We start from the raw sequence: 21,495 nt of genomic DNA on the forward strand, positions 1-21,495 counted from the left end.
TTGGTTCGGTCGGCAGCGAGGCTTCCTGCTGCCTGGAAACACATAGAGAGAGATCGCCTGAAGCGCCCGTTATGCATTGTGATGGGATGTTAGCGCTCGCCAGCACAACGAAAGAGAAGTCATGACACGGCCACTGGCACACGAGAGCAACACGATCACGTTCGGTCCTTTCACATTGGCTACGAATGAACGGATGCTACTGCGGCAAGGCGCTCCCGTCGGTCTAGGCACGCGCGCTTTCGACATCCTCGCAATTTTGGCTTCACGCCCCAACGAGATCATCAGCAAGAAGGACCTGTTGGCTTTCGTCTGGCCCGACGTCACTGTCGAGGAAGGCAGCCTGCGGTTTCATATGGCCAATCTGCGAAAGGCGCTGGGGGACGGCAGGGACGGCGCACGCTATATAGCAACTTTGACGGGGCGCGGCTACAGCTTCGTAGCGCCCGTGTCACAATCGGGCAGTCGAGGAGACGTGCAGGAAGACATCGCCGCCAGCTACCCGCATGCCAATCTGCCGAGCAGGCTGACTCGCATGGTCGGGCGCATCAACGACAAAATCGCGCTTTCGAACAAACTGATTGCCATGCGCTTTGTAACCGTCGTGGGCACTGGTGGCGTCGGCAAGACCACCATTGCGGTGGCGGTGGGGAACGATCTTATCGAAGCGTTCGCCGGCGCTGTGCACTTCGTCGATCTCGGGGCACTGAGCGATCCCAACCTGGTTGCGACCACCGTAGCCTCGATGCTCGGCTTATCGCTTCAATCCGATGATCCTGCGCCTGCTCTGATCTCCTACCTTGCGGACAAGCGTATCCTTCTGATCCTCGATACTTGTGAGCACGTGATCGACGCGGCGGCAGATTTGGCGTTCCGCATCTTCGCCGCCGCGCCGCACGTTCACATTCTGGCGACGAGCCGCGAACCTCTTCAGGTCGAAGGCGAGTACGTGTACAAGCTGGCGCCGCTCGCATGCGCGCCGGGCGATCTGGAACTCACCGCGACCGCCGTCCAAACCTTCCCGGCGACCCAGCTGTTCGTGGAGCGCGCTGCGGCGAGCGGCGCCCGGATTGACCTCGACGATTCCGATGCCACAGTCGTAGCCGGCATTTGCCGGAAGCTTGATGGCGTGCCGCTCGCGATCGAACTGGCGGCCGGACGGGTTGCGAGCTACGGCCTTCGGAAAACCGCTGCACTTCTCGACGAGCGCCTGACGCTGTTGTGGCGGGGGCAACGCACCGCGCCGCCGCGCCAGAAAACCCTTCAGGCCACTCTCGACTGGAGCTACCGCCTTCTGTCCGAGTTCGAGCGCCGGCTGCTTCGCCGCCTTGCCGTGTTCATTGGCCATTTTTCGATCGAGGCCGCTCTGGATGTCGTGACAAGCGCGACCGTCGACGACGCTCATGTATTTGCCGCCATTGACAGCCTAATCGCCAAATCCATGGTCGCGACAAGGCCCGCCGGGGCAACCATGCGTTACCGCCTGCTCGACACGACGCGGGCTTATGCCCTCCAACTCGACGTCGACGATGCCGAGCTTGCGAGCCTGGCCGCACGTCATGCGACCCATTATCTGCGCTGGCTGGAAGAGGTCGGCGCCGAATGGCCGACCCTGTCGAGCGCAACGCAACGGTCGTTTCACCTTGCTGGCCTGGCCAATGTGCGTGCGGCTCTGGGATGGTGCTTCGGATCCAACGGCAATTCTGACATCGGCATCAGGCTCGCCGCCGCTGCAGCTCCGGTTTTTCTGTCGATGTCCTTGCTCACCGAATGCCACCGATGGACGGCTCAGGCGGTTCTTGCGCTCGACAATAGCACGCGCGGGGGCGGGAGGAGATGCATCTTCAGGCGGCGCTGGGCGTATCGTTGATGTTTACGCACGGAGGAAGGGATGCAGCGCAGATGGCATTAAGCAGAAGCTTTGCCATTGCCGACCAGTCTGGCGACGCGCTCGATCAGCTTCAGATTCTAGGCCCACTGCAGATGTTCCACCTGCGCACCGGAGAGTTCAGGACTGCGCTGCACTACGCGGAGCGCTGTTCCGTCATCGCAGGAACCCTTGAGGACTCCGTCTCCACTACGTTGGCGCATTCCTTGATGGGGATTTCGCTCCACCTCAGCGGAGAGCTTGGCCGTGCCCAAACCGCGCTCGAAGCCGCGCTGCGACATGGGCCGCGTTCCGACCGGACCACGACGAATTATCTCGGCTTCGATGGCAGAATCCTCGCCGGTGCGATTCTAGCAAGGACACTTTGGCTGCAAGGTTATCCGGATCGGGCAGTGGAGCAGGCTCTGCAGACGATCAAGGATGCCGAGACCCTAGACCATCCATTGACGCTCTCCATCGCACTTATCTGGGCTGTCTCGGTTTTCCTCTGGGTCGGAGACGGCGACAGTGCAGAAGATTACATCAATCGCCTTTTTCTCCCAGGCAGAAGTTCATTCTCTTGGGCCCTATCTCGCAGTGGGGCGCGGCTTCAAGGGGGAACTCGCCATTCGCCGAGGCGACGCAAGCAGCACTGTCGACGGGCTTCAGCGCTGCCTGACGGAACTCCATGCTGCGCCCTACAAGCTGCTCTCCACGCCGCTCAATATCGCGCTCGTTCAAGGTTTCGCCGCAACGGGCCGTTACGCCGAGGCTTTCGCGCTGATCGAAAAGACAATCCGCATGGTCGAGGCCACTGGGGAACTCTGCTATCTCCCGGAGTTGCTCCGCGTCAACGGCAGTCTTGTTGTCGCAGCGCCGCGACTCGCCACCGACGAGGCGGAACTGTATTTCAAGCGAGCGCTCGAACTCAGTCGCCGCCAAGGCGCGCGAGCATGGGAACTGCGCACGGCCACCGAGTTGGCCAACCTTCTGGCCACTCGCGGGCAACGTGAGAGCGCCAGAGTACTTCTCCAGCCAGTCTTCGAGTGGTTCGCAGAAGGTTTGGAGACAGCCGACCTGAAGTCAGCCGCACGCCTGCTGGCGATGCTGAATCAATAGGGAGTTGATAGGGCCGTTGGCCAGTGGAGCGTGGTCTTGGCACTCTGAGCCGCCAATGGGAATGACCCAACGCGAAGCAATTTTTCCTGCAGACAGGCACGCTCTTTACGAGGAACACGGCTATTCCGCCGCTATCCGATCCGGCGATCTCCTGTTCGTATCCGGGGCAGGTCGGCAGCCTTTCCGATGGAACGGTTGAACCTGACTTCGAACGCCAGGTCCAGTTGGCGTTCGAAAACCTCAAGGCGACGCGGAATGCGGCAGGCTGCACGTTCGACGATATCGTGGATGTGACGACGTTCCAGACTGACCCCGAGAACCAGTTCGGAACGCATGGCTGTCAAGCAACAGATTTTAAGCAAGACACCCTACCCGAACTGGACCGCTCTAGGCGTAAGCTGGCTAGCCGGCTTCGACTTCGAGATAAAGGTCTGCGCCCGCACTACCACTCGAACTACTATGCAGCGTTCGTCATTGACCGGGACGGGCACAACATCGAAACGGTTTGCCACGAACCCGAGGCCGAACCCTTCCATCGGGGACGTCCACAAGCGGGCTTCGCCCACTTGCGCCTGCCCTCAGGACAAACGTTGAAAAAGCCAACATACCGGATCAACGCCTTGAATAGGTTCAACACAATTGCTCGGTCAAACTGAGTCTTGAATAGGCCCCAAGTCAAAGCTCTCGAAAGGAACCGAACCGCAGAACAACTCAATGCGGTTTTCTCAGGTGCGGTTCCAGAGGAGTATTTATGCGACTTTCTCAGACATATCGAGAACATCTGCACAGCGGGCCACAAAACCGCTCTTTCGAGCGATCCCCTGTCAAAAGTTAATGGCTAAGAGTTGCAATCGGTAGCAGATTTAGGTGACTACCATGGCGGGCCCGGCATGAAGCGCGCACGACTTTCGAATTTCCTCTGGCAGCGACGGTTGGTCCGAAAGCTTGATCGCCAATCGGCCCGTCGGAGTGGAACCGTGGCTTGGATGTATCGCGATTACGTCTGCACCTTAGCGAAAGACGCAGAAAGTGGTCTATTTGTTGGAGGTATCGCAGGGATCGATCATGGCCCGACCCTTTCCGGCGAAAATGCGAACAGCAATCCATCATGTAGTCGAACCCATTTAAACGTTGATACCACGCCTCAGGATGGCAAGATCGGTTAAACATGTGCTTGGCCAGATCCAAGCCAATGATGTTAGGTTTCCTGTCGAACGTCTCGTCTTTAGGGGCGATTGCAGTCACCCCTACTATGGCGTGGGTAAAGCATGTTGTGAATACTGGGGCCGGACTGAATCTGGCCTGTTAAAACTCCACACCGATAAATAACGGTTCTTTTTGCCGATTTGGATTGGTGCCTAAAAGTCTACAATCCAGCACGAAAGTCCGCTCCGTGCCGCCCAAGCGGTAGTTCGTTGCGAGCAACTAGGCCGAAACCTGGAAAGTGCTCTGATGTCGTTCCCATTTGGATTGCAGGACGAACCAAAGATCCGGCATGATCCCAAGCGATCGCTCAATGCGGAGTGCGATTTCGTACGTGATCGGATGCCGGCCAGCGATAATGGCGTCGAGTGTCGCTGTTGGTATCGCCGTCCGCCGCACAAATGCCTCCAGTGACAAGCCACTAGATTGGATGCATTCAAGCAAATGCTGCCCCGGGTGGATCGCCCAATGCGGCGTCCACCGATTTGCTGATGTGTTCATTTTGCTTTGCCAATCGAGTTTCGTATTAGATGCGCAAATCATAAACTAATTGCATGTCAGGCGAATGAAAAAACCATGGCGTCAAAGCGGCTCCGCCTTGTTTCCGCCACCAAGGCTTCATGAAATGGTGTTGATTGTGACCGTTTTTTTAAGGATATGTGACAGTATGGAGTTGTGAACCAAATACCGGAAACCGCCCTGCGCCTTAGAGAACTGCAGGAAATTCGATACGAAGAAGAGACCGCAAACCTCAAGCTTTCGGGCCTCAACGCCTTCAAGCTAGCCAAGAGCGTCATTATCTCCATCGACAATCCCGAAGAATTCCTCAACGCTATCAAGACCGCACTGGCCGATGCCGAAGACAAGACTATCAAGTTTGGCAAGGCCAAATAGGTCTTGCTGCATTCAAGCGCCCTGACAATAGATCCGCGCTATTTTCGTCAGAAGTGGGTAATCGACTAAGATATCGGCTTCTTTCGCCGCCTCGACAAACGCCGCTCGTGCATCGGTAATTGCCAACCGGCCATCAAGGGCCTCCAAGCATTTTTGCCGCGCGATTTTCAGTTTGGCACCGTCATGAATGGGCCAGTCCATCGTGCTGAACCCGCAGAGTGGTGATCCATGACTATCCCTGCTACTCGCCACGAACCCGCTGCGAAGAATTGAACCGATGATGGCGATTCGCTATCCTTTTCTAAACAAACCGCGCGTGAGAGCGCCCCGGGTCGTCGTAGCCCCAGATCGATCCTCGACGGGCAAAGCCTAACGTCCGTGGAGGCTCAATCCGACCAGCAAACCAATTCCAGCGATGGCTGAAATGATTGCAATTGTTGCGATTGGATTGTCTTTAGCCTTGTCCGTCACCATCTGCGCCTCATTACCCACGAACCGTGCAGCAGTTCGACCGCTTCTTTTAACGCTTTCATATGCAGAACTTGCTTGATCCAGGAAACCATAACCCTGATCAGCAAGTGACTTTTTGATCGTTCGATAGCTCCTTGCATAGCGTTGCGATCTGGGCTTCCAGATCGTCCTCAGGCTTTTCCCGAGCTTCCGTTGGATTCGTGGCCATTCAAATTACCTTTTGTTTGTCGCGGCCGAACAGGAGAAGTTCATTTATACCGCTCGGTTTCCCCGAAACATTCTTGCGATAGCGATAAGGATGCATGCGCCTATGACGCCGGCGAGTAGATAGCCTGCCCAGCCTGTTAATATGACCCCAAAAAACGAGAGAAGGGCGTTGGCAACGACCGCTCCAATCATGCCCAATAGGATGTTCATGATCATGCCCATATTGCTCTTCATGAACATCTCGGCAAGCCATCCGGCAACGCCGCCAATGATGATCGCGGCAATCCATCCAGCGCATTTTGTTGCATTGAACCTGACGGCTACGATTGACAGCCGCCTGGGTGGGTAGAATTGCCCCAGTTTACGGCGAGGTGAACGAGCTAAATCGTTTCTGACGGCGGATGCAGGCAAGCCATCGCCAGACGGCTGACATTGATCGGTTATGAACGGCTTCGTGCTCTGGGCCCCACAATACGTCGTTATGGGCGTGCTTTCGAGACGGAGCCGGGCCAGTCGTCGTCGAAGGCGTATGTGCCACTTTCATATCCGCGAGACCGGGCACTCAGTGAGATTTAACGCTAAGACCCACTTCTGTTCTGGAGATAGATTGGCTACTCGGCGACGTTTTCACAGCCAACCTGGAACAGACAGCTAATCTGTGCGTTTGTGCTTGGCTGCACGCATCGTGCCGCTTCCAGGAGCAATCCATTTTGAAAACCTTATTCACGACGACTTTTCTCATAACATTGATGACAACAGGGGCCTTCGCACAAGACGGAAGGACGTCTCTAAACGTTTTTGGTCATCCATCGGTGGCGCTACGAGATCACGATCGCTATCTCGTCGCTTCCAAAGGGCTCGTCCTCACATCGGGCCTAGTCGGACAAACAGTTTATAATGGTCCGGCAGACGACGCTGCCACGATCGGCGAAGTGACCGATATTGTGCTCAGCCCAGACGGAAATGCGGTGGCGGCGCTCATTGGCGTCGGCGGCTTCCTTGGCGTCGGCCAGAAGGATATTGCCGTAAGTCTCGATCAATTGACATGGGTGACTCGCGATGACAACAAGCGGTGGCTGGTCGTTGCGAGCAACAAGGAGGAACTCGGCGGCGCTCCCACGTTCGATCGCAATAGTTTGGTCAGGGACGGGGCATTCGATCCCGCCAACGGACAGGCTACGGGAGTCGCAACGAATATCAAACCGGAAAGCGCGGTGAACAAGGCCGCTTCGGACATCAGGAGCGCGCTCAAGGCTGTTCCGACGGCATCGATAAGTTCCGAAAAGTTGATAGGTTCAGCGGTCTATGACCCCGATGACAAGCAGCTTGGCAGCGTGGCAGATACATTGATGGCAGGTGACGGCCAGGTCGACGCTTTCGTCGTGGACGTCGGTGGCTTTCTTGGACTAGGCAAAAAGCCGATCGCAATCTCGATTGAAAACCTCGATCTGCTCGCCGATGACAATGGAAAAATTTCCGTGTTTACGCCGTTTACCAAGGACGAACTTGAGAAGCATCCGGCCTATTCGGCAGAGGCATATAAGGCCGACAGCGAGAAGATTCTGCTTCGCGGTGAAGCCGAATAGAGTCAGATGCCGACAGCCGGCGTTTAGGCCCTTTCGTCAACATCCTTGCCGGGGTCATGGTCCTTTTCTAGTCTTCGCCTCATGACGATGTTCGGATCGGGACCTGGACGCAACTACTGCTCCAATAACGCCCAATTACGCGAGCGTGTGGGCTGCCTCGTCGGCCCACACCTTGAATTTGGTCAAAACGTTTGGCCCGAATATATTTGTCAAAGGCACGTCTGCAGCGTCGCGGCCATGGGCGACCTCGATACGCCCGATGCGGGAGGCATTGTTGCGCGGATCGAATGCGTGCCATTGACCACCAGAAACACTTCCATCCAGGCACAAAAGTCCATCTCCGCATAAGGGGGCGGCAGACCGATATCGGTAATGTATCCGGTACAATATCGTGTCGGATATTCAGGCATCGACAAAGCGCAACGGCGAGATGCGTATAATCCCGGCAAACACCTCGGCCTTCGCCAAATGCCCCATAAGCCGTGCGTGTCGGATTGGAAAACTCGTATCCAAACTGGATATGGTGATGCAACTAGTTGCAAACCGCCTGAACACGCTGCCACCCGGGCGGGCTACGTTCGAAGAGCTTCCAAGCTTTGTCACTCAACAAATCCGTTTCGCAATAACGGCTGCCCATGAGATAGACGAGTGTGTCGTCCGGAAGGTCCTGCACGAAATGTTGAACGGCATCAAGCACGACAGGATCAGGTCGGCCGCTGTCGTTCACTATGGCGTTCGTGCTGAGGCTGAATGCGCCTGCTGGTGCGACAATCCGATTGCACCAGTTTCCAAACTGATCGTGGTACCCGCTGGCTTGGATAGCGGGTGACGTGGTGAATGTTTCGACGCCGATCAAATCGTCAACACGGGAATGGTGAACGTTCAATATCGCAATCAGCGGTGTTTCCTGCGGAAACTCGAATGTCAGCTCACACCCGACATGTAATCTCATATGCGGCACTCCGTGGGTTTCCAATGATACGGGCGAGCGAAGTATAGCAGATGCTCCTCCCGCTTGAATGCAAGATATTTTGGACGGACATTATCGCCAACCTGCCATCGAAGAGTCGGGTCCCTAGCTCCCTCGCAAGAAGGTCTCTGCCTGAGATTCCATAACAAAGCCATACAGCATTAGAGACAGATCGATCCTGGCCTCATTGACATTTTTTAGCCAAGCCGATTAGGGCCTCTTTTCCGCGACGTAAATATCGGCTTCCTTGGCAGCTTCGATAAATGCTGACCGAGCGGCGGTGCACATGATCCTGCCGTTCAATGCATCAATGCAGGCCCGCTTCGCCTCAACAAACTTCTCGCCTGTCTTGATCGGCCAATACATTGCCAGGAAATCCGCCGCTTCTTCTACCGACGAAATGTTCCGCGTGCCGCCGAGGGATTCAGTCTCTATCGTAACGCATGGAAATCGCAAGTCGCGCATACCCAAAAACGCGGACATTTATGTGAAGTTCCATGGAAGACCGGGTTTTCCCTTTGCGGCCAATAGCGGATCAATCAACTTCTCCGCGCTTTAACGATTATCTGCTTATCTCTGAAATCAGAAAGCGGAATGGACATGCCCGTTGTACTGAGATCCTAGCTGAGGGCCACGCGCTGGATCGGCGCAATGAAATGCCGGCATGGTCCCCTGAGCAGGGTCGAACCTTGCTCCTGCACCTTGATAAGCCCTCAGAAATTTGAAAAGATTGTTTGTGGTGGGGAGTTACCATGGCCTCAATTTCCAAACGGTCAACTGCCAGTATGGCGCAACTGCGGCGCGCAAGGCAGCAAGGCCGCGGTCGCCGTGCGCATGCGCCTTCTGAAATTCCGATGAAGGGTTGGAAGGATATTCTCTACAGAGTGTACGACTCATTGTGGGAAGACCGGATCATGTTGATTGCGGCAGGAGCAACATTTTATTTGCTGCTCGCGCTGTTTCCGGCACTTACAGCATTCGTGTCGGTGTACGGTTTCCTCGCTGACCGCGCCACCGTTGCAGGTAACACCTCGCTCCTCGCCGGTATTCTTCCGGCGGACTCGGTCAACCTGATCCGATCCCAGCTTGAGGCTCTTGCAGCGCAGGATACGAAAGTTCTCAGTCTCGGGTTCTTCATCGGACTTTCGGTGACACTGTGGAGTGCGAACAATGGCATTAAGGCAATATTCGAAGCGTTAAACGTTGCGTATAGCGAGAATGAAACCCGCAGCTTCGTGCGCGTTAATCTGGTTTCGTTTGTTTTCACGTTCGGCAGCATGTTATTTGGAATTATCCTGATCACCGCACTGGGTGTTATCCCACACGTGTTGGTGCTGCTTGGCCTGGACGGTTGGAATGCGGTGCTGATTAGCTTGGCCCGCTGGCCCTTAATTGCCGTCGTTGTCGCTGCCGCCGTCTCCGTCTTTTACCGCTTCGGGCCAGACCGCGAGCAACCCAAATGGCGCTGGCTGTCGTGGGGAGCCATTCTTTCCACATTGGTGTGGCTGATCACATCGGCGGGCTTTACATTCTATCTCGCCAATTTTGCGGATTACAATGCCACCTATGGCGCGCTCGGTGCGGTCGCCGGCCTGATGGTATGGACATGGATCTCGGTGATCATCCTCATCCTCGGCGCTGAACTGAACGCTGAACTGGAACATCAAACCGCGATTGATACGACGATCGGAGATCCGGCTCCCATGGGAGAACGCGGAGCCGTGGTTGCCGATACACTTGGCGAATCTGCTAATGAGACGAGGCGCTAAATAGCTTAAAGCGGCATTCCCATGCCGCGGAGATGTGCTGGGCCGCGCGTAAACCGGAGCGTGAACTTCGTCCTGTTGGCCCTACCCTTCCAAAAAATGCCCTATCGAATTCAGCGGAGCAATCTCATCGCAGATGATCTTTAAAATCGCCAACATGGGAACGGCGAGGATGGCGCCTGGCACGCCCCACATCCAGAACCAGAAGATCAGCGACAAAATTACCAGGACTGGATTGAGCGTGAAACGCCGGGCGAGCAGCATGGGCGTAACGATTTCGCCTTCGATCAAATGGATGAACAGATAGAGCCCTGCCGGCAAAAACGCTGTCCAGGTTCCATCGATGCCAAGCAGACCGACAAATACGAATATGGCCACACCAGCGAAAGGGCCCAGGATCGGCACGTAGTTTAGGATAAAAGCTAAAACACCCCATAAGATCGGATCGCCCAGGCCCGTTGCCCACATTGCCGTTCCGGTTGCAAGGCCCACCAATCCGTTCATAATGGTGATGGTCACAAGATAAGCAGAAATATCTTGCTCAATCTGCTGTGACAGGGCGACCATCTGGCGCTTGTCGCTGAAACGGGGAATGATCTCGACGGTTCGCCGCAGGAAGGTGTCGCCGGAAATCAAAAGAAAGAACAGGATCAAAATCGTCTCGAACAACCCGCTTGCGAAGTGCTGCGTCCCCTGGAGCAGGATACCGGACAGATTGAATCCGACATCGGCTTGACCGCCATCAATCTGATGCATGAAGTTCTGGAAGGTCTGGATCGGTTTGCTCAGAAAATGAAGACGTTGTTGCAGCCTCTCGATACCGTCGGGCAAACGGCCTGCCCATGACGAAGCCGGCCCCGACACGGCAGCGCCAAGACCCACGATAAGGCCAAATAAGGTCAGAATGACCGTGAGTGCCGCCACCGGCCGGGGGACGCGGAGGCTTTCCAGTTGCCGCATTGCCGGCTGGAACAGAAGCTTTAGAACGAACGCAAGAATAATTGGCAGCAAGATCTCTGCGGCGACATAAGCCGCCGTCAAACTCGCGAGAATCAAGAGGCACGTCAAAATGACAAGCTTCGGATCGGCGTTTAAGGGTCCAGCTTCTTTTGTCAGATCGGAAATGTCGACCGGCGTCCCTTTGCTGGTAGGACCAGTCCCAGAAAAGATTGACTTCTTCATCGATGCCCTCCTCAAGCACGATACCTCCCGGCACCTGCAATGGCCGCTCCGCCTCTAGATCCAATGTGAAGAATGAAGGCCTTCATCATCGTTCTACGGTGTTTTGTCACCGGGGAAGCTTGTCGCAGACCGGTGGATCCCAGTCGTACAATTGAACCTTGGATGAAAGCGTATTTGTTTTATTCTCTTCATCCATCGCCTCAGGCGATTAATATTCTTCTCATAATATTATCTCGGGATGGCCAACGAAATGCTCCCGATGATGTTGCTAAAACGCGCTGTCGTGACCGCGGTTCCAACGGGACCGTCGCCTCTGACGCTAAATCGCAGCGACCCTGTTGGCTATTGACAATGTCCCTGCCCAGTTCGCCGGGCACGGGCCGCCTATTGTCACACTATTTCAATAGGATGAGCTAATTTCCAGGTGGAACCAAGGGGGACGTTGACCGTTTAGCTTTTGTGAATGAGAGCCGTCAAGGAGTTTACCATGGGTAGCACAAGCGACAAAGTTTCCGGAATGGCCAATAAGGCAGCCGGCAATATCAAGCAGGCTGCCGGCAAGGCAACCGGTTCCCGGGAAATGCAGGCCAAAGGCAAGATGCAGGAGATCAAGGGCGAGGCACAGCAGGCCAAGGGTAAAGCCAAGGATGCTGTGAAAAAGCTCGTGGATAAGGCGTGATCGCCTAGCTGGATGATCTGACCCTTGAAGACAACGGACCATGCCAGCAAGTCGAAGGTTGAAATATATCGGTGACTTCACCGACCAGATCGACGGCCAGATCGAGCGACCGCAGCTCGGTGCAACGTGAAACCGAAATGACGAGCGCATCATAGACTCAATCGTGGCCCACAATGATCCATGCACTAGCGCCGACACAGCCGAAACGGTTCGCGACATCTGTGAAGGGAAGGTGTATCTTTGGAACCATACGTCGGCTGCATGGCGGCGTGACCAAGATTGGATCAACTTCCTGCCATGATGGACCTGCAAAACATTGAAGATGCGCAAAAGCTTGCGCCGGCAATCGTGAACACGATTCCCGAGCCGTTTATCGTGCTTGACGGTGAAATTCGTGTGCTGGCCGCCAGTCGCTCCTTTTACGAGACGTTCAAGGTTGATCCGGAGCAGACGCGGGGCCATTTGCTCTACTCGCTCGGGATGGCCAATGGAATATCCCTGCCCTTCGTGTCCTGTTGGAGACAATCATTCCCGAACGTGCCGCAATGGCTTCGAGGTCGAGCATGATTTTCCCAATCTCGGACGCAGAACCATGCTGTTAAACGCTCGGACCGTGCTCTATGACGACAATGCCATTTCCACGATCCTGCTTGCTTTTTCCGATGTCACCGACCGCCGGACGATCGAACGGGAGAAGGATGCCCTTCTTAAGCAAACTGAAGAGCTGCTCCGCCAGAAGGATGTGCTGCTTCAGGAAATGCAGCACCGCGTCGCCAACAGCCTGCAGATCATTGCCAGCATCTTGCTATTGAAGGCGCGGGCCGTCACGTCGGAAAAAACACGGCTGCACCTGCAGGACGCCCATCAGCGCGTTATGTCGGTGGCCGAGGTGCAAAGGCACCTGCATACTTCCAACAGTATCGACCAGATTGAAGTCGGTTCTTACCTGACGAAGTTGTGCGGCAGCCTGGCGGCCTCGATGACCGGTGAAGGCAATCCCATCACGAGGTGCCCAGTTCTTCCCATCGGACCTTGCGCAACCTCTTCGCAGCTGGCTCACACGAGACCGAATGGTGTTCGAACCCCCATCAGATCGCCCATTTCATACAAATTAAACTTCAAATACCAAGAATGAACTCAAATAGAGGACGAACTTAACTGCTCTTCCCGGGCGCGATCTGCGCACGTCAAGGGGTACGCCGAACCGCTAAAGCAACAAGAGCAGGCTTGTCGATGGAGCGCCACTGCCCGGCTGGCAAAGCGCCCTTTCATCCATGCAGCTCAAGCTCGCTCCGGAACAAAACGGCTTGAGCGCCGTTGCTTACCAGCTCCATTTCAAGGAACATTTCAATGGCCGACGCACCTGAACCTGCAGCCCCGAATGCCGACGATATCCAAAAATACTTGGAGAAACAGATCGCAGCCCTCCGAAAGGAGATCACGAAAATCAACAGAACCATTGCGGAGCGGAGCACCAAAGTTTTGGACAATGCGCACGAGCAGGCCTCGGACCTGTCTGACGACGCATCGTCGCTGGCATCACGGGCAACGCAGCAATTGCGGACGCAAGCTCAAGCGGTTTCCGAGATCGCCCGTGCAAACCCCGGCACCACGACTTCTGTACTTGGCATCGTCGGAAGGCGCGTTACAGCAACCTTGCAATGGAAGTGCGAGTTGGCAGGATGTGAAGGATAAGGCAATTGGTGTTAGCGCTGCCCGCGAAGCTTTCATCGAGGCGGCGAAAGAATCAGAGAAGAGCGCTAATAATTGCACTTCAAGCGTTTTTGAAGCAGCTTACACACTTTCTGGATTTCTCGTCCTGCAACATTCCGGACAATCTAGATTCCGCTGCAATGACCCACGCCATCAAACGAACCACCAACTCATTGGCCCTCTCACAGTACAGCGCCGATCGACCATTCGTTGGACGATTATCATGAGGAACATACGCTTTAAATCGGCGTTAAGGTGGAAGATATGCGGTTTGCACCTGTATGTTTGAAGGTCGAAGGCGGGCGGCCCCGCATCGTCAGGTCTGTTGAGCATGCGGTGTTTGACTTGGAACACAGATGGCCCAACGATCATCCGACGCGCGAGAAGGCATTGCAGATCTGCAGGTACGCTTTGAATGGAAAAGCAAGCGCTGCCGCTGCCCGCGACAGCTTTGGTCTACGCCGCCGTCAATGCTGATATCTACATCGATGCAGCGTTGATCGGCCACCCCGACGGGTGCTAAAAAGGGGGCGAACGCCTGAGTGCATTCTCGATCGCGGGATCGTTGCGTCAACCGCCGCCGACCTTAATGTGGAGCTTCGAACGTGGATCTGCGTTCGGTATGCAGTCGCAAAACTCGAGGTGACTATCTCGATGAGCGCGACGCCGCGACGCCGCTCATGAAATCTTGCGACTTCATTCTCACATTAAATGCAGCTGTGAAGCATGAACGGCCGCGTTCTTATCTTCCCTCTTGAACGGCTGCTTAATCCAACAGAGACCCAGCAGTGATCAATTTGCTCCAGCGCCGGGTTGATCCGGCGGTGGAGTTTGTCCGGGTTGGTCCTGCGTAGGTTCGTCCCGCGATAGAAAGGCCAGTGCCCCTAATAGCGCAAACATCGCGACTAACGCAGGAATCATAACGGATTGATGTCTCATAGAGCACCTCTGGGTGTTTGAGATAGGCCGGCACTACGGGGGACAGTTCCGCACAGTGCAGAGGTTATTGTCCAGTTTATGCTCGAAACAATAAGCGATGAATTCGTCGCGTGTCATCGGGCCATGGCCGTCGACATCGACATCGACATCGACGACCTCATGTTAGAGCGGCGCAAGCCTCTCGCGTATTGTCAAATTTGAGAACGGCTTCTCAGGATCTCGTGTGGGACAATCAATCGGACGCTAGATACTTTTCCCCAACGTCGGAAATATCTCTTTAAAGCTTTCTTCCGGCAGCGCACGCTTTTTGGTTTCCGCGGCAGTGCGGCAATCAATGACATCAGGAGCAGAGGCAGCATGGTAACTGTCCATCTCAATGGTCCCTCGAACTCCGGTGGGGCTTGCTCTGTATTCAGAAGTTACCAGCGCAAATAAGGATTGTTCCACTACAGGCTGTTGCGCCGAATATCGGAACAAAATGCGCCTCTGACCTGTTGCCTTGTTCAAGGAGGTAAGGTCATGACAAACAAGTCTCACAATTCCGATCCAGAGAAGGACGCAAGGGGACAGTTTGCAAGGACCCGACACGGCGCTGATAATGACGGCGTTTCAAGCGCAAATCCGCGAGGCAAGAACGACGGTGACGCTACCTTCAAATCGGATGCTAAGGAAAAAGAACGAGATCGACAGGCCCCGAATCCAGCGCGGGAATAGCCGGCCGTCCCTGCAGCGGGCTGCGGATCGCTGACCTCATCTTGATAGAGCGTACCCCACTGCGGCACCAATTGCTGTGCCGACTATAATCCCCATCGAGATGCTATCAAACAATGTGTTTCCAAGCATCGCTCCCATACCGATACCTAACCCCATTCCAAGAGCCATGTTCAACGCTCGCTTACGGTTATAACGCCACCTCGGCTCCATCGACATCAATCACGCTCACAGCCCGCTATGTTTCTGATGAAGGGTAGACCTTCGCCGCCCTGAACATCGCATCTTTGCTGAGTAGAGCTTCTCTTTCTGCGGGGCCTTGTTTGGATCTTTTTTAATGCGCTGCCAGATATCCGAAAGCGTCCATAGCTCGGGCAGTCGAACTCTCGATAGTCTCCCGTGCTGGACAGCACTTCAGCGGGTTCATTTGAAATCGGACATTTCTCGTTGTTTCCTTTCATAATCCCTCCCGAGGTAACCCCAATGCCAATCCTAAAGAACGCACGGCATGAGAAGTTCGCTCAGGCAGTAGCTAAAGGCAAGAGCGCAACAGAATTGTGGATTTAAGCGGCTTGTCGTCTGTGTTGCAAGCGCCACCGTTTGATGGTGTCGCGTTTGATCCTTTCTCTTTGTAACAGGATGGTGCCGTCTGAAATAGACGTCGGCCGGAGTTAGATTGCTGATGCTCTCATGATATCGGCGGTGGTTGTAATGATCGACGAATGCGGCGATTTGCGATTCTGAGGTCTTCTGAGAAGAAGTAGTTCTCGAGCAGGATGCGGTTCTTCAATGGTCTGGTGCCAGCGCTCGATCTTGCCTTGGGTCTGTGGGTGTCCGGGAGCACCGTGAACCTGTTTGATAGACAGCTTTTCGAGCCATTCGACCAGCTCGCCCGCGAACTCCTTCGACCAACTGTAATAGAGGCTCTCCGCAATGCCCTGGAGTCGGCATCCGCCGAACGGATCGGGCGGCAGGCGTTGACATTGGGTTTTAATAACTGTATTAATACCGCATTGAGTTTTGAATCGTTTGACTTTTGTTTCTTCGCGCCTTGAGCGTGCTCTAACGAACTTCCCCTTCAAAAATCGAGAATAGCGGCAAACGTGCATTTGCGCGGTGCTTATCTTTTACTGCTACGAAAGGGTTTGTTATGACCACTGGCACAGTTAAATGGTTTAATACTACAAAAGGTTTCGGTTTTATTCAGCCCGACAATGGCGGTGCGGATGCCTTCGTTCACATCTCGGCAGTCGAGCGCGCAGGAATGCGCGAAATCGTCGAAGGTCAGAAGATCGCCTACGAAATGGTTCGCGATGCCAAGTCGGGCAAGATGTCCGCAGAACAGCTTCAGGCTGGCTAATCAGCGTTGGCTTCCCTGGTGACCACGGATGTACTGGCACCGCGGGGAAGTAAATGCGAATGGAAGGTCAGGCTAAAAGCCTGGCCTTTTTTGTGACCTGCTTTCGCTTTGGGCGAGCCGAACAAGGACACGACAATAATGGTAGAGAATTCGAAGAAGACACGTGATGCTGCTGAGTTGTCATTCAGCAAAACCCAGACCCAGGCCCTAACACGAAGCCGTATAATATCCGAACAGGATGCTCTCATCCAGGCGCGCGACATCAAAACCGCTCGATTGAGAGAATTGCGACTGGATAAAGAAGCTGAGGACGCAACTCACGTTGACGCCAATCCCGGTTCGAAACGTTCCGGCCGACGCTCGCTGGACCCAAACTAGTATCTGAGGTTTGGAAGTTCTTCCACGACGGTGATTTGGAATCACACGCCCTCAGATCTGCATAAAACTTGCCTCCTTTAAAAACTTACACAATAGGACGACCACCGATTGAAACATGTTCAGGACTTCGCCGATCGGCGCAATGCGGCTGCTGAGGCCAAAAAAGCCCTCCTTAAAAAGTTTGTGACTGCGCCAAAAGCCAATGATCCCCAAATGGTCGCCAAACGCACGGAGCGGGAGGCACTTTCGGCAGCCCGTGCGGCGAGGCGAGCGGAGCGACAGCGCTTGTTCCAGGAAGAGCAAAATCGTCAGCACGTAGAGGCAGCAGCCGTCATCGAAGCTGCAGCGGCGGAAGCCAACGCGCGGGAAGCTGATGCCAAGAACCGCATCTCCCGCGACGAAGCCGAGCGCAAGACTGAACGTGACCGGCGCTATGCGGCGCGCAAAGCGCGGCAAGGCTGGCGCCCGATATCAATCTCTGGTTTCGATTTGGTCTAAATCAGTGGGAACGCCCCGCCCAAAGGATATTATTACGCGATCAGCGGGAGATAAGACGTGTTACCATACCGACCAGTTCGGTCATTGCTAAACGGTTTCCTAAGAGAGCCGTCCCAAATATCGTGAACGCAATTGCGTGTGGAAAAGACAATCGGAACGGCGAGTGCGTCGGAAACACGCTAAGCCACACGTCTACACGATCGTTCCGCGGACGAATTGTTTCTCGCCGCTAGGCGTCAAGGCTTGTCCCTGGTTTGGCTGGATATTGCGGGTCATGGGCTTGGTAAAACCCGCGTCAAGTCTCTGTCAAACGCATGGTCCGGCATTCAACAACAGTCCAGCCGGATTTAGGTTCCAATCATCGCGTAGCGCAGCTGACTATTCGGTTCCCGCCTCACGCGTCGCTTGCTCCAATTCACTTCCTCGCGAGGGCGGCTTGGCGTTGTCATAGCTGATATCTGGCGAACAATCGTTTCTTGATCCCGAATGCCATGTTCGAGCGCATCCATGACCAGCACAGCAAGTTTATCTCTGTCTTTGCTTTGGATGACACCCAGCATCTTTACCAATTGATCGAAAGATGATCGAGCGAGGGCTAGGTCCTCGGGCGAATAAGCGCCGATATATTTTGCGGTATCCATGATGCCCTCCTGAAAAATGGGGCGGGACATGTATGGTCTCTAAAGCGTCAGTGGCCAAAAATGCCTGCCGACGATACCAGTTTATATCAACGCACTTTTTTAGCAAACAAACGTTGGGCCACCACTGCCGGACGAGGACAACTCCTGATCACGCGTCCGTCGCAACACGTGGTTCCAGATAACTGTCGAAAGTGGGGGCAGTTCACGCCTGCCCTCTTCCGTGCACGGTCAGCCTCGTCTGACAGTTTTACCCCCAGCTACCGAATTTGCAGGAGGCGCATTCAGTCGGTGCTAAACAGTGGCTCCGGTGCATGACCGCAAGCTCATTGGCTCTGAAGGTACCGACCGCACTCAGCCGTGTTGGCTGCCAATGTCGATCTAACATGTCTTCTCGTAAATTGCTCCGTATTGCGTGCAACTTCCGCATCCGCCTACTGCTTCTCGGCCCTGCATCAACCCTCGTAGTCGCACGGAAATTAAGACGCGTTCTCCTGCTCACGTGCTCGATACAAAGCTTCGATCGCAGCCTGTATTTCCACCACATTCTTGAGTGGTCCTGGATCTGCACCGTTTTGCGCGATCTGCAGGATATCTTGTCGGCGTGACGATACGAGCTCCTTTATCGCCGCGTCGATTTCATGAACATGCTGCGCCGCCATTCTCTTCTCCCCAATTTAGACCGCGATAAGAGGCTGGCACGACGGTCGAAGGAAGTCGATGCTCATCCCTTTCGGCAATCAGTAAGGCCCGACCCGCCCAATACCGAGCGCGCCGGGCCGTTGCTGCTTTCAACCCCTCGTCGGCGATGTGATGTCAAGGATGGCGGCATCTTCGGCGATAGCGTCAACGTTGCCGCGCGTCTGGAGGCGATCGCTGAGCCGGGTGGCATCTGTGTGACGCGGGACGTGCGCGAACACCTGCGCGACCGAATGGATTATGAGTTCGAGGACCTCGGCGAACACCGCGTCAAAAACATTAGTCGACCCGTGCGTGTCTTCCGCGTCTGGTTTCGATCCGAACGATAGGGCGGAACTGGCCCAAACAGGGCCGGTTGCTTCGAAAGAAGCCATTCACCTGACCAAGACTCGAGTACCAAGCTATCTGGCGCAGTTTCCGGAAGGAGACTTCGCAGCTTTGGCTGAGGCTCGTCTGGCTAAACCGTCGACTTTCGGACAATTTTCATTGAAGACCGCACAGTTGAACTCGAGTTCTGGAACTCCATGAAAATGCCGACCGCCTCGAAAGAGAAGTTATGAGTTTGTTCGAATACGGCCACGGAACCCTGACATTATTGCAGCCATAGCCGCTCAAAGCGAACTGGTAGGGATGCCGCTGCTTGCGTCACGGAGGTGATGTTACGGAGCTGGCCGATCCTCGTCGTTTCAACCGTCACCGCAGGGAAATGAATGTTTTCCATGGCTGTGAAACGCGCGCCGCTACAGGCTGGATGTTGGCTTGATCGTCGCCAACCGCCCCCTACTAGAATGGAGTTGTACAGTGTCGCGAGGATCGGCCTTTTAAAAGCATTGTTCAGAAAATGTCTATGCGCTGCGTGGTATCCGTGCATCGCCTTCCTCATCTTCGACTTCAGGATCGCGGGCGAACTCCGACACTTTCACCTGATGCGGGAATAAACTTTCATTCACGGGATTTGTCGACGCTGTAAGATCGAGCACGGACACGCCCGCTGGTCATATCGCGCTTGCCAACCCGAAGATCCTTATCTTCTTTGAGGTCAGGTATTGTCTCGTCGACGTCGTCCGGAGTTTCGTTCCCGGAAGCACTGGCGACGCCTGCCATTCCCGAAATCTTTGGATCCCCGGTGCGATCATACTCAGACGGTGCCAGGTCCTCGGTTGCTGGTGGCGACCAACCTTCGGAGCGCCAGGTCGCAGCACGTTCATCGATGTCTACGCTGCCTTCATCGTCAAGAATATCGAGCGCCGTATCCGCCAGTTCGGCAGCTATACCAGTCACCGTGACTAGGTAGCCGCCGCGGCGAAGGCCCTCGGAATAGACCTCCCGCTCAGCACTCGGCAAGAAGAAGTCACCCAGCGATTCCCAAAAACCCTTTTTGTCATCGCTCGATCTTGCTCCCGGGCTGACAGTATCGTTGCCCTCGACCAGGCGAACGCTATCTCGACCAATTCCCGCATCAACTAGACGCTGCACAGCCCTTTCCGCCATTTCGCGATCTTCATAAAAAGCAGTCAATGTGTTCGATGGGATTGAGTTGTAGTCCCTCATTTTGGCGTCTCCTCATTGTTGGGTTTTGAAACTCTGGTTATTGCGAGGTGCTCCTCGAGACTCTTCGAAGCCGCACAATTCTGCGGTATATTCTTAGGCCACCACTCACCAGGCCGTCTGATCAACAAACGGCTTCACTGATGGTTCCGGCAAGGAGCCAAAATATTAATTCGGAGAGCAAATGCACGGCTAGAGTTTCGACAGTTCGTGGTCCTGTCGAGCTTCACTCGTGATCATTGGAACTAAGTTCTGATAAGATGCGTTGCTGATTAAGGTAATGTCAGCTGTGTCAACCGGACATGATGGCAGGACGGACAAGGGAGTTTTTCCGGTTTCCGATCTTGGCCAATGGCAGGCGAGCGTCTATCCCATCTGGACATTGCTTCAACATTAAACAGGATTGTCGTGACGAAGAAAATCAGTGATGACGCGACGCAGGGGAACAAGGCCTTCCGATGCTTGCGTTCTCGCAGTCTCATTAGGATTGGCGGTTATTGTTTGAGGCCGTAGAAACTTTACGGTGAGTTGATCGCCCCCTAGTTGCAGCTAAGAAACGCACACTGCAAGCGATGCCACGGAATGCTTTGCGATTCCATGGGCCGCGTTGTGGAAATCGGCACCCCAGCTCAATATCTAGGAAAACCGCCTCCGGCATCTTTGATGGGTATGATCATGAATCTGCTGTTTCGTCGTGTCTTCGCCCTACCGCCGTGCAAGCGTCACGTCGAACTCAATCGAAGGGAAGATAATGGTCCGTTCAACATGCCACGGAAATTGACGATGCACTGAGAGAGCTGGTTTCTGTCTCGCAGACAAGCCTGACAAATCACCGGGGATGAAACGAAACTGAAAACGTATTTTACTTGAAATCCGCTAATGCTATCTGAACCCAAAGTATCCGAGTACGAAGAGAACGATAACGACTGCACCGACCAGCCAGATCAGGTTGTTCATGCCGTGCTCCTTGTCATCAACTATGTGGCTTCGTGACGGCAATTTCGGATAAAATCGTATCCGACATTCCACTCGAATCACGCAGGGAGGGCGTTGCTTCAGTACCAGCGTCC

At 54.7% G+C, this 21,495-nt stretch carries 20 protein-coding genes and 5 pseudogenes; 14 read left to right on the forward strand and 11 right to left on the reverse strand.

Features of this window, described 5'->3' with window-relative positions:
- Positions 1-121 precede the first annotated feature (121 nt).
- The 3 genes and pseudogenes from N8E89_RS29195 to N8E89_RS28595 form a co-directional block, all read left to right on the forward strand.
- Complete coding sequence (locus N8E89_RS29195; protein WP_315975755.1) at positions 122-1,867, forward strand: ATP-binding protein; 1,746 nt, start codon at positions 122-124, stop codon at positions 1,865-1,867.
- A gap of 525 nt (positions 1,868-2,392) precedes the next feature.
- Positions 2,393-2,983: a hypothetical protein gene (locus tag N8E89_RS29200; protein ID WP_315975756.1), complete on the forward strand. Its 591-nt coding sequence runs from the start codon at positions 2,393-2,395 to the stop codon at positions 2,981-2,983.
- 61 nt (positions 2,984-3,044) lie between these two features.
- A pseudogene (locus tag N8E89_RS28595) lies at positions 3,045-3,424 on the forward strand (RidA family protein); the annotation flags it as partial.
- Between the two features lie 984 nt (positions 3,425-4,408).
- Here the strand turns inward: N8E89_RS28595 and N8E89_RS28600 are convergent.
- Positions 4,409-4,687 carry a helix-turn-helix transcriptional regulator gene (locus tag N8E89_RS28600; protein ID WP_262263498.1) on the reverse strand — a complete coding sequence of 93 codons (279 nt, stop codon included), beginning with the start codon at positions 4,685-4,687 and terminating at the stop codon, positions 4,409-4,411.
- A gap of 174 nt (positions 4,688-4,861) precedes the next feature.
- Between N8E89_RS28600 and N8E89_RS28605 the strand changes: the two genes are divergently transcribed.
- The gene (locus N8E89_RS28605; RefSeq protein ID WP_262263500.1) at positions 4,862-5,080 is read left to right on the forward strand and encodes a hypothetical protein; all 219 of its coding nucleotides are present in this window, start codon (positions 4,862-4,864) and stop codon (positions 5,078-5,080) included.
- Between the two features lie 12 nt (positions 5,081-5,092).
- Here N8E89_RS28605 and N8E89_RS28610 read toward each other — a convergent pair whose 3' ends face one another.
- Together N8E89_RS28610 and N8E89_RS28615 are read right to left on the reverse strand one after the other, a co-directional pair.
- On the reverse strand, positions 5,093-5,281 hold the full coding sequence (locus N8E89_RS28610) for a DUF982 domain-containing protein (protein ID WP_262263501.1): 189 nt from the start codon (positions 5,279-5,281) through the stop codon (positions 5,093-5,095).
- Between the two features lie 522 nt (positions 5,282-5,803).
- Positions 5,804-6,034 (reverse strand): GlsB/YeaQ/YmgE family stress response membrane protein, encoded by a 231-nt coding sequence (locus N8E89_RS28615; protein WP_262263727.1) that lies wholly within the window; start codon positions 6,032-6,034, stop codon positions 5,804-5,806.
- Here N8E89_RS28615 and N8E89_RS28620 point away from each other — a divergent pair.
- Together N8E89_RS28620 and N8E89_RS28625 are read left to right on the forward strand one after the other, a co-directional pair.
- Positions 5,973-6,107: a hypothetical protein gene (locus tag N8E89_RS28620; protein ID WP_262263732.1), complete on the forward strand. Its 135-nt coding sequence runs from the start codon at positions 5,973-5,975 to the stop codon at positions 6,105-6,107. The genes N8E89_RS28615 and N8E89_RS28620 overlap by 62 nt on opposite strands.
- A 361-nt stretch (positions 6,108-6,468) precedes the next feature.
- Positions 6,469-7,344, forward strand: a complete 876-nt coding sequence (locus N8E89_RS28625; protein ID WP_262263502.1) for a PRC-barrel domain-containing protein — start codon at positions 6,469-6,471, stop codon at positions 7,342-7,344.
- Between the two features lie 135 nt (positions 7,345-7,479).
- On the opposite strand, the pseudogene N8E89_RS28630 reads toward N8E89_RS28625, so the two are convergent.
- Positions 7,480-8,296, reverse strand: a pseudogene (locus N8E89_RS28630) (transglutaminase-like domain-containing protein).
- 228 nt (positions 8,297-8,524) lie between these two features.
- On the reverse strand, positions 8,525-8,797 hold the full coding sequence (locus N8E89_RS28635; RefSeq protein WP_262263503.1) for a DUF982 domain-containing protein: 273 nt from the start codon (positions 8,795-8,797) through the stop codon (positions 8,525-8,527).
- A 269-nt stretch (positions 8,798-9,066) separates the two neighbouring features.
- On the opposite strand from N8E89_RS28635, the gene N8E89_RS28640 reads away from it, so the two are divergent.
- Positions 9,067-10,083 carry a YihY/virulence factor BrkB family protein gene (locus N8E89_RS28640; protein WP_262263504.1) on the forward strand — a complete coding sequence of 339 codons (1,017 nt, stop codon included), beginning with the start codon at positions 9,067-9,069 and terminating at the stop codon, positions 10,081-10,083.
- An 81-nt stretch (positions 10,084-10,164) separates the two neighbouring features.
- On the opposite strand, the gene N8E89_RS28645 is transcribed toward N8E89_RS28640, so the two are convergent.
- Positions 10,165-11,262 carry an AI-2E family transporter gene (locus tag N8E89_RS28645; protein ID WP_262263505.1) on the reverse strand — a complete coding sequence of 366 codons (1,098 nt, stop codon included), beginning with the start codon at positions 11,260-11,262 and terminating at the stop codon, positions 10,165-10,167.
- Positions 11,263-11,749: 487 nt separating this feature from the next.
- Here N8E89_RS28645 and N8E89_RS28650 point away from each other — a divergent pair, with 487 nt between their 5' ends.
- From N8E89_RS28650 to N8E89_RS29680, 4 genes and pseudogenes are all read left to right on the forward strand, one after another.
- Positions 11,750-11,941: a CsbD family protein gene (locus N8E89_RS28650; protein ID WP_262263506.1), complete on the forward strand. Its 192-nt coding sequence runs from the start codon at positions 11,750-11,752 to the stop codon at positions 11,939-11,941.
- A 297-nt stretch (positions 11,942-12,238) separates the two neighbouring features.
- Positions 12,239-12,944, forward strand: a pseudogene (locus tag N8E89_RS28655) (histidine kinase dimerization/phosphoacceptor domain -containing protein); the annotation flags it as partial.
- A gap of 347 nt (positions 12,945-13,291) precedes the next feature.
- Positions 13,292-13,636: a hypothetical protein gene (locus tag N8E89_RS28660; RefSeq protein WP_262263507.1), complete on the forward strand. Its 345-nt coding sequence runs from the start codon at positions 13,292-13,294 to the stop codon at positions 13,634-13,636.
- 282 nt (positions 13,637-13,918) lie between these two features.
- Positions 13,919-14,047, forward strand: a pseudogene (locus tag N8E89_RS29680) (DUF982 domain-containing protein); the annotation flags it as partial.
- Positions 14,048-14,836: 789 nt separating this feature from the next.
- Here the strand turns inward: N8E89_RS29680 and N8E89_RS28665 are convergent.
- Both N8E89_RS28665 and N8E89_RS28670 read right to left on the reverse strand, forming a co-directional pair.
- Positions 14,837-15,100, reverse strand: coding sequence for a hypothetical protein (locus tag N8E89_RS28665; protein ID WP_262263508.1), 264 nt, complete (start codon positions 15,098-15,100; stop codon positions 14,837-14,839).
- Between the two features lie 767 nt (positions 15,101-15,867).
- Positions 15,868-16,200: pseudogene (locus tag N8E89_RS28670) on the reverse strand (integrase core domain-containing protein); the annotation flags it as partial.
- Positions 16,201-16,454: 254 nt separating this feature from the next.
- Here N8E89_RS28670 and N8E89_RS28675 point away from each other — a divergent pair.
- Together N8E89_RS28675 and N8E89_RS28685 are read left to right on the forward strand one after the other, a co-directional pair.
- Complete coding sequence (locus N8E89_RS28675; protein WP_100001963.1) at positions 16,455-16,664, forward strand: cold-shock protein; 210 nt, start codon at positions 16,455-16,457, stop codon at positions 16,662-16,664.
- Positions 16,665-17,150: 486 nt separating this feature from the next.
- A complete protein-coding gene (locus tag N8E89_RS28685; RefSeq protein WP_262263510.1) occupies positions 17,151-17,540 on the forward strand; it encodes a DUF6481 family protein in 390 nt (129 codons plus the stop codon).
- Between the two features lie 347 nt (positions 17,541-17,887).
- Here the strand turns inward: N8E89_RS28685 and N8E89_RS28690 are convergent, their stop codons facing one another.
- Together N8E89_RS28690 and N8E89_RS28695 are read right to left on the reverse strand one after the other, a co-directional pair.
- A complete protein-coding gene (locus N8E89_RS28690) occupies positions 17,888-18,181 on the reverse strand; it encodes a hypothetical protein (RefSeq protein WP_262263511.1) in 294 nt (97 codons plus the stop codon).
- A gap of 476 nt (positions 18,182-18,657) precedes the next feature.
- On the reverse strand, positions 18,658-18,840 hold the full coding sequence (locus N8E89_RS28695) for a hypothetical protein (protein WP_262263512.1): 183 nt from the start codon (positions 18,838-18,840) through the stop codon (positions 18,658-18,660).
- Here N8E89_RS28695 and N8E89_RS28700 point away from each other — a divergent pair.
- Positions 18,820-19,206, forward strand: coding sequence for an adenylate/guanylate cyclase domain-containing protein (locus tag N8E89_RS28700; RefSeq protein ID WP_262263513.1), 387 nt, complete (start codon positions 18,820-18,822; stop codon positions 19,204-19,206). The two genes, N8E89_RS28695 and N8E89_RS28700, sit on opposite strands and share 21 nt — an antisense overlap.
- A 613-nt stretch (positions 19,207-19,819) precedes the next feature.
- Here N8E89_RS28700 and N8E89_RS28705 read toward each other — a convergent pair.
- A complete protein-coding gene (locus N8E89_RS28705; protein WP_262263514.1) occupies positions 19,820-20,428 on the reverse strand; it encodes a hypothetical protein in 609 nt (202 codons plus the stop codon).
- Positions 20,429-21,495: the final 1,067 nt, after the last annotated feature.

The organism is Phyllobacterium sp. A18/5-2 (assembly GCF_025452215.1).
GTDB lineage: Bacteria > Pseudomonadota > Alphaproteobacteria > Rhizobiales > Rhizobiaceae > Phyllobacterium > Phyllobacterium sophorae.

Excerpts from the sequence above, each read along its gene's own strand:
- N8E89_RS29195 (WP_315975755.1), top strand. The coding sequence starts at position 122 with ATGACACGGCCACTGGCACACGAGAGCAACACGATCACGTTCGGTCCT.
- N8E89_RS28600 (WP_262263498.1), bottom strand. The coding sequence starts at position 4,687 with ATGAACACATCAGCAAATCGGTGGACGCCGCATTGGGCGATCCACCCG.
- N8E89_RS28610 (WP_262263501.1), bottom strand. The coding sequence starts at position 5,281 with ATGGACTGGCCCATTCATGACGGTGCCAAACTGAAAATCGCGCGGCAA.
- N8E89_RS28620 (WP_262263732.1), top strand. The coding sequence starts at position 5,973 with ATGCCCATATTGCTCTTCATGAACATCTCGGCAAGCCATCCGGCAACG.
- N8E89_RS28635 (WP_262263503.1), bottom strand. The coding sequence starts at position 8,797 with ATGTCCGCGTTTTTGGGTATGCGCGACTTGCGATTTCCATGCGTTACG.
- N8E89_RS28640 (WP_262263504.1), top strand. The coding sequence starts at position 9,067 with ATGGCCTCAATTTCCAAACGGTCAACTGCCAGTATGGCGCAACTGCGG.
- N8E89_RS28645 (WP_262263505.1), bottom strand. The coding sequence starts at position 11,262 with ATGAAGAAGTCAATCTTTTCTGGGACTGGTCCTACCAGCAAAGGGACG.
- N8E89_RS28650 (WP_262263506.1), top strand. The coding sequence starts at position 11,750 with ATGGGTAGCACAAGCGACAAAGTTTCCGGAATGGCCAATAAGGCAGCC.
- N8E89_RS28660 (WP_262263507.1), top strand. The coding sequence starts at position 13,292 with ATGGCCGACGCACCTGAACCTGCAGCCCCGAATGCCGACGATATCCAA.
- N8E89_RS28675 (WP_100001963.1), top strand. The coding sequence starts at position 16,455 with ATGACCACTGGCACAGTTAAATGGTTTAATACTACAAAAGGTTTCGGT.
- N8E89_RS28690 (WP_262263511.1), bottom strand. The coding sequence starts at position 18,181 with ATGGATACCGCAAAATATATCGGCGCTTATTCGCCCGAGGACCTAGCC.
- N8E89_RS28700 (WP_262263513.1), top strand. The coding sequence starts at position 18,820 with ATGAACATGCTGCGCCGCCATTCTCTTCTCCCCAATTTAGACCGCGAT.
- N8E89_RS28695 (WP_262263512.1), bottom strand. The coding sequence starts at position 18,840 with ATGGCGGCGCAGCATGTTCATGAAATCGACGCGGCGATAAAGGAGCTC.
- N8E89_RS28705 (WP_262263514.1), bottom strand. The coding sequence starts at position 20,428 with ATGAGGGACTACAACTCAATCCCATCGAACACATTGACTGCTTTTTAT.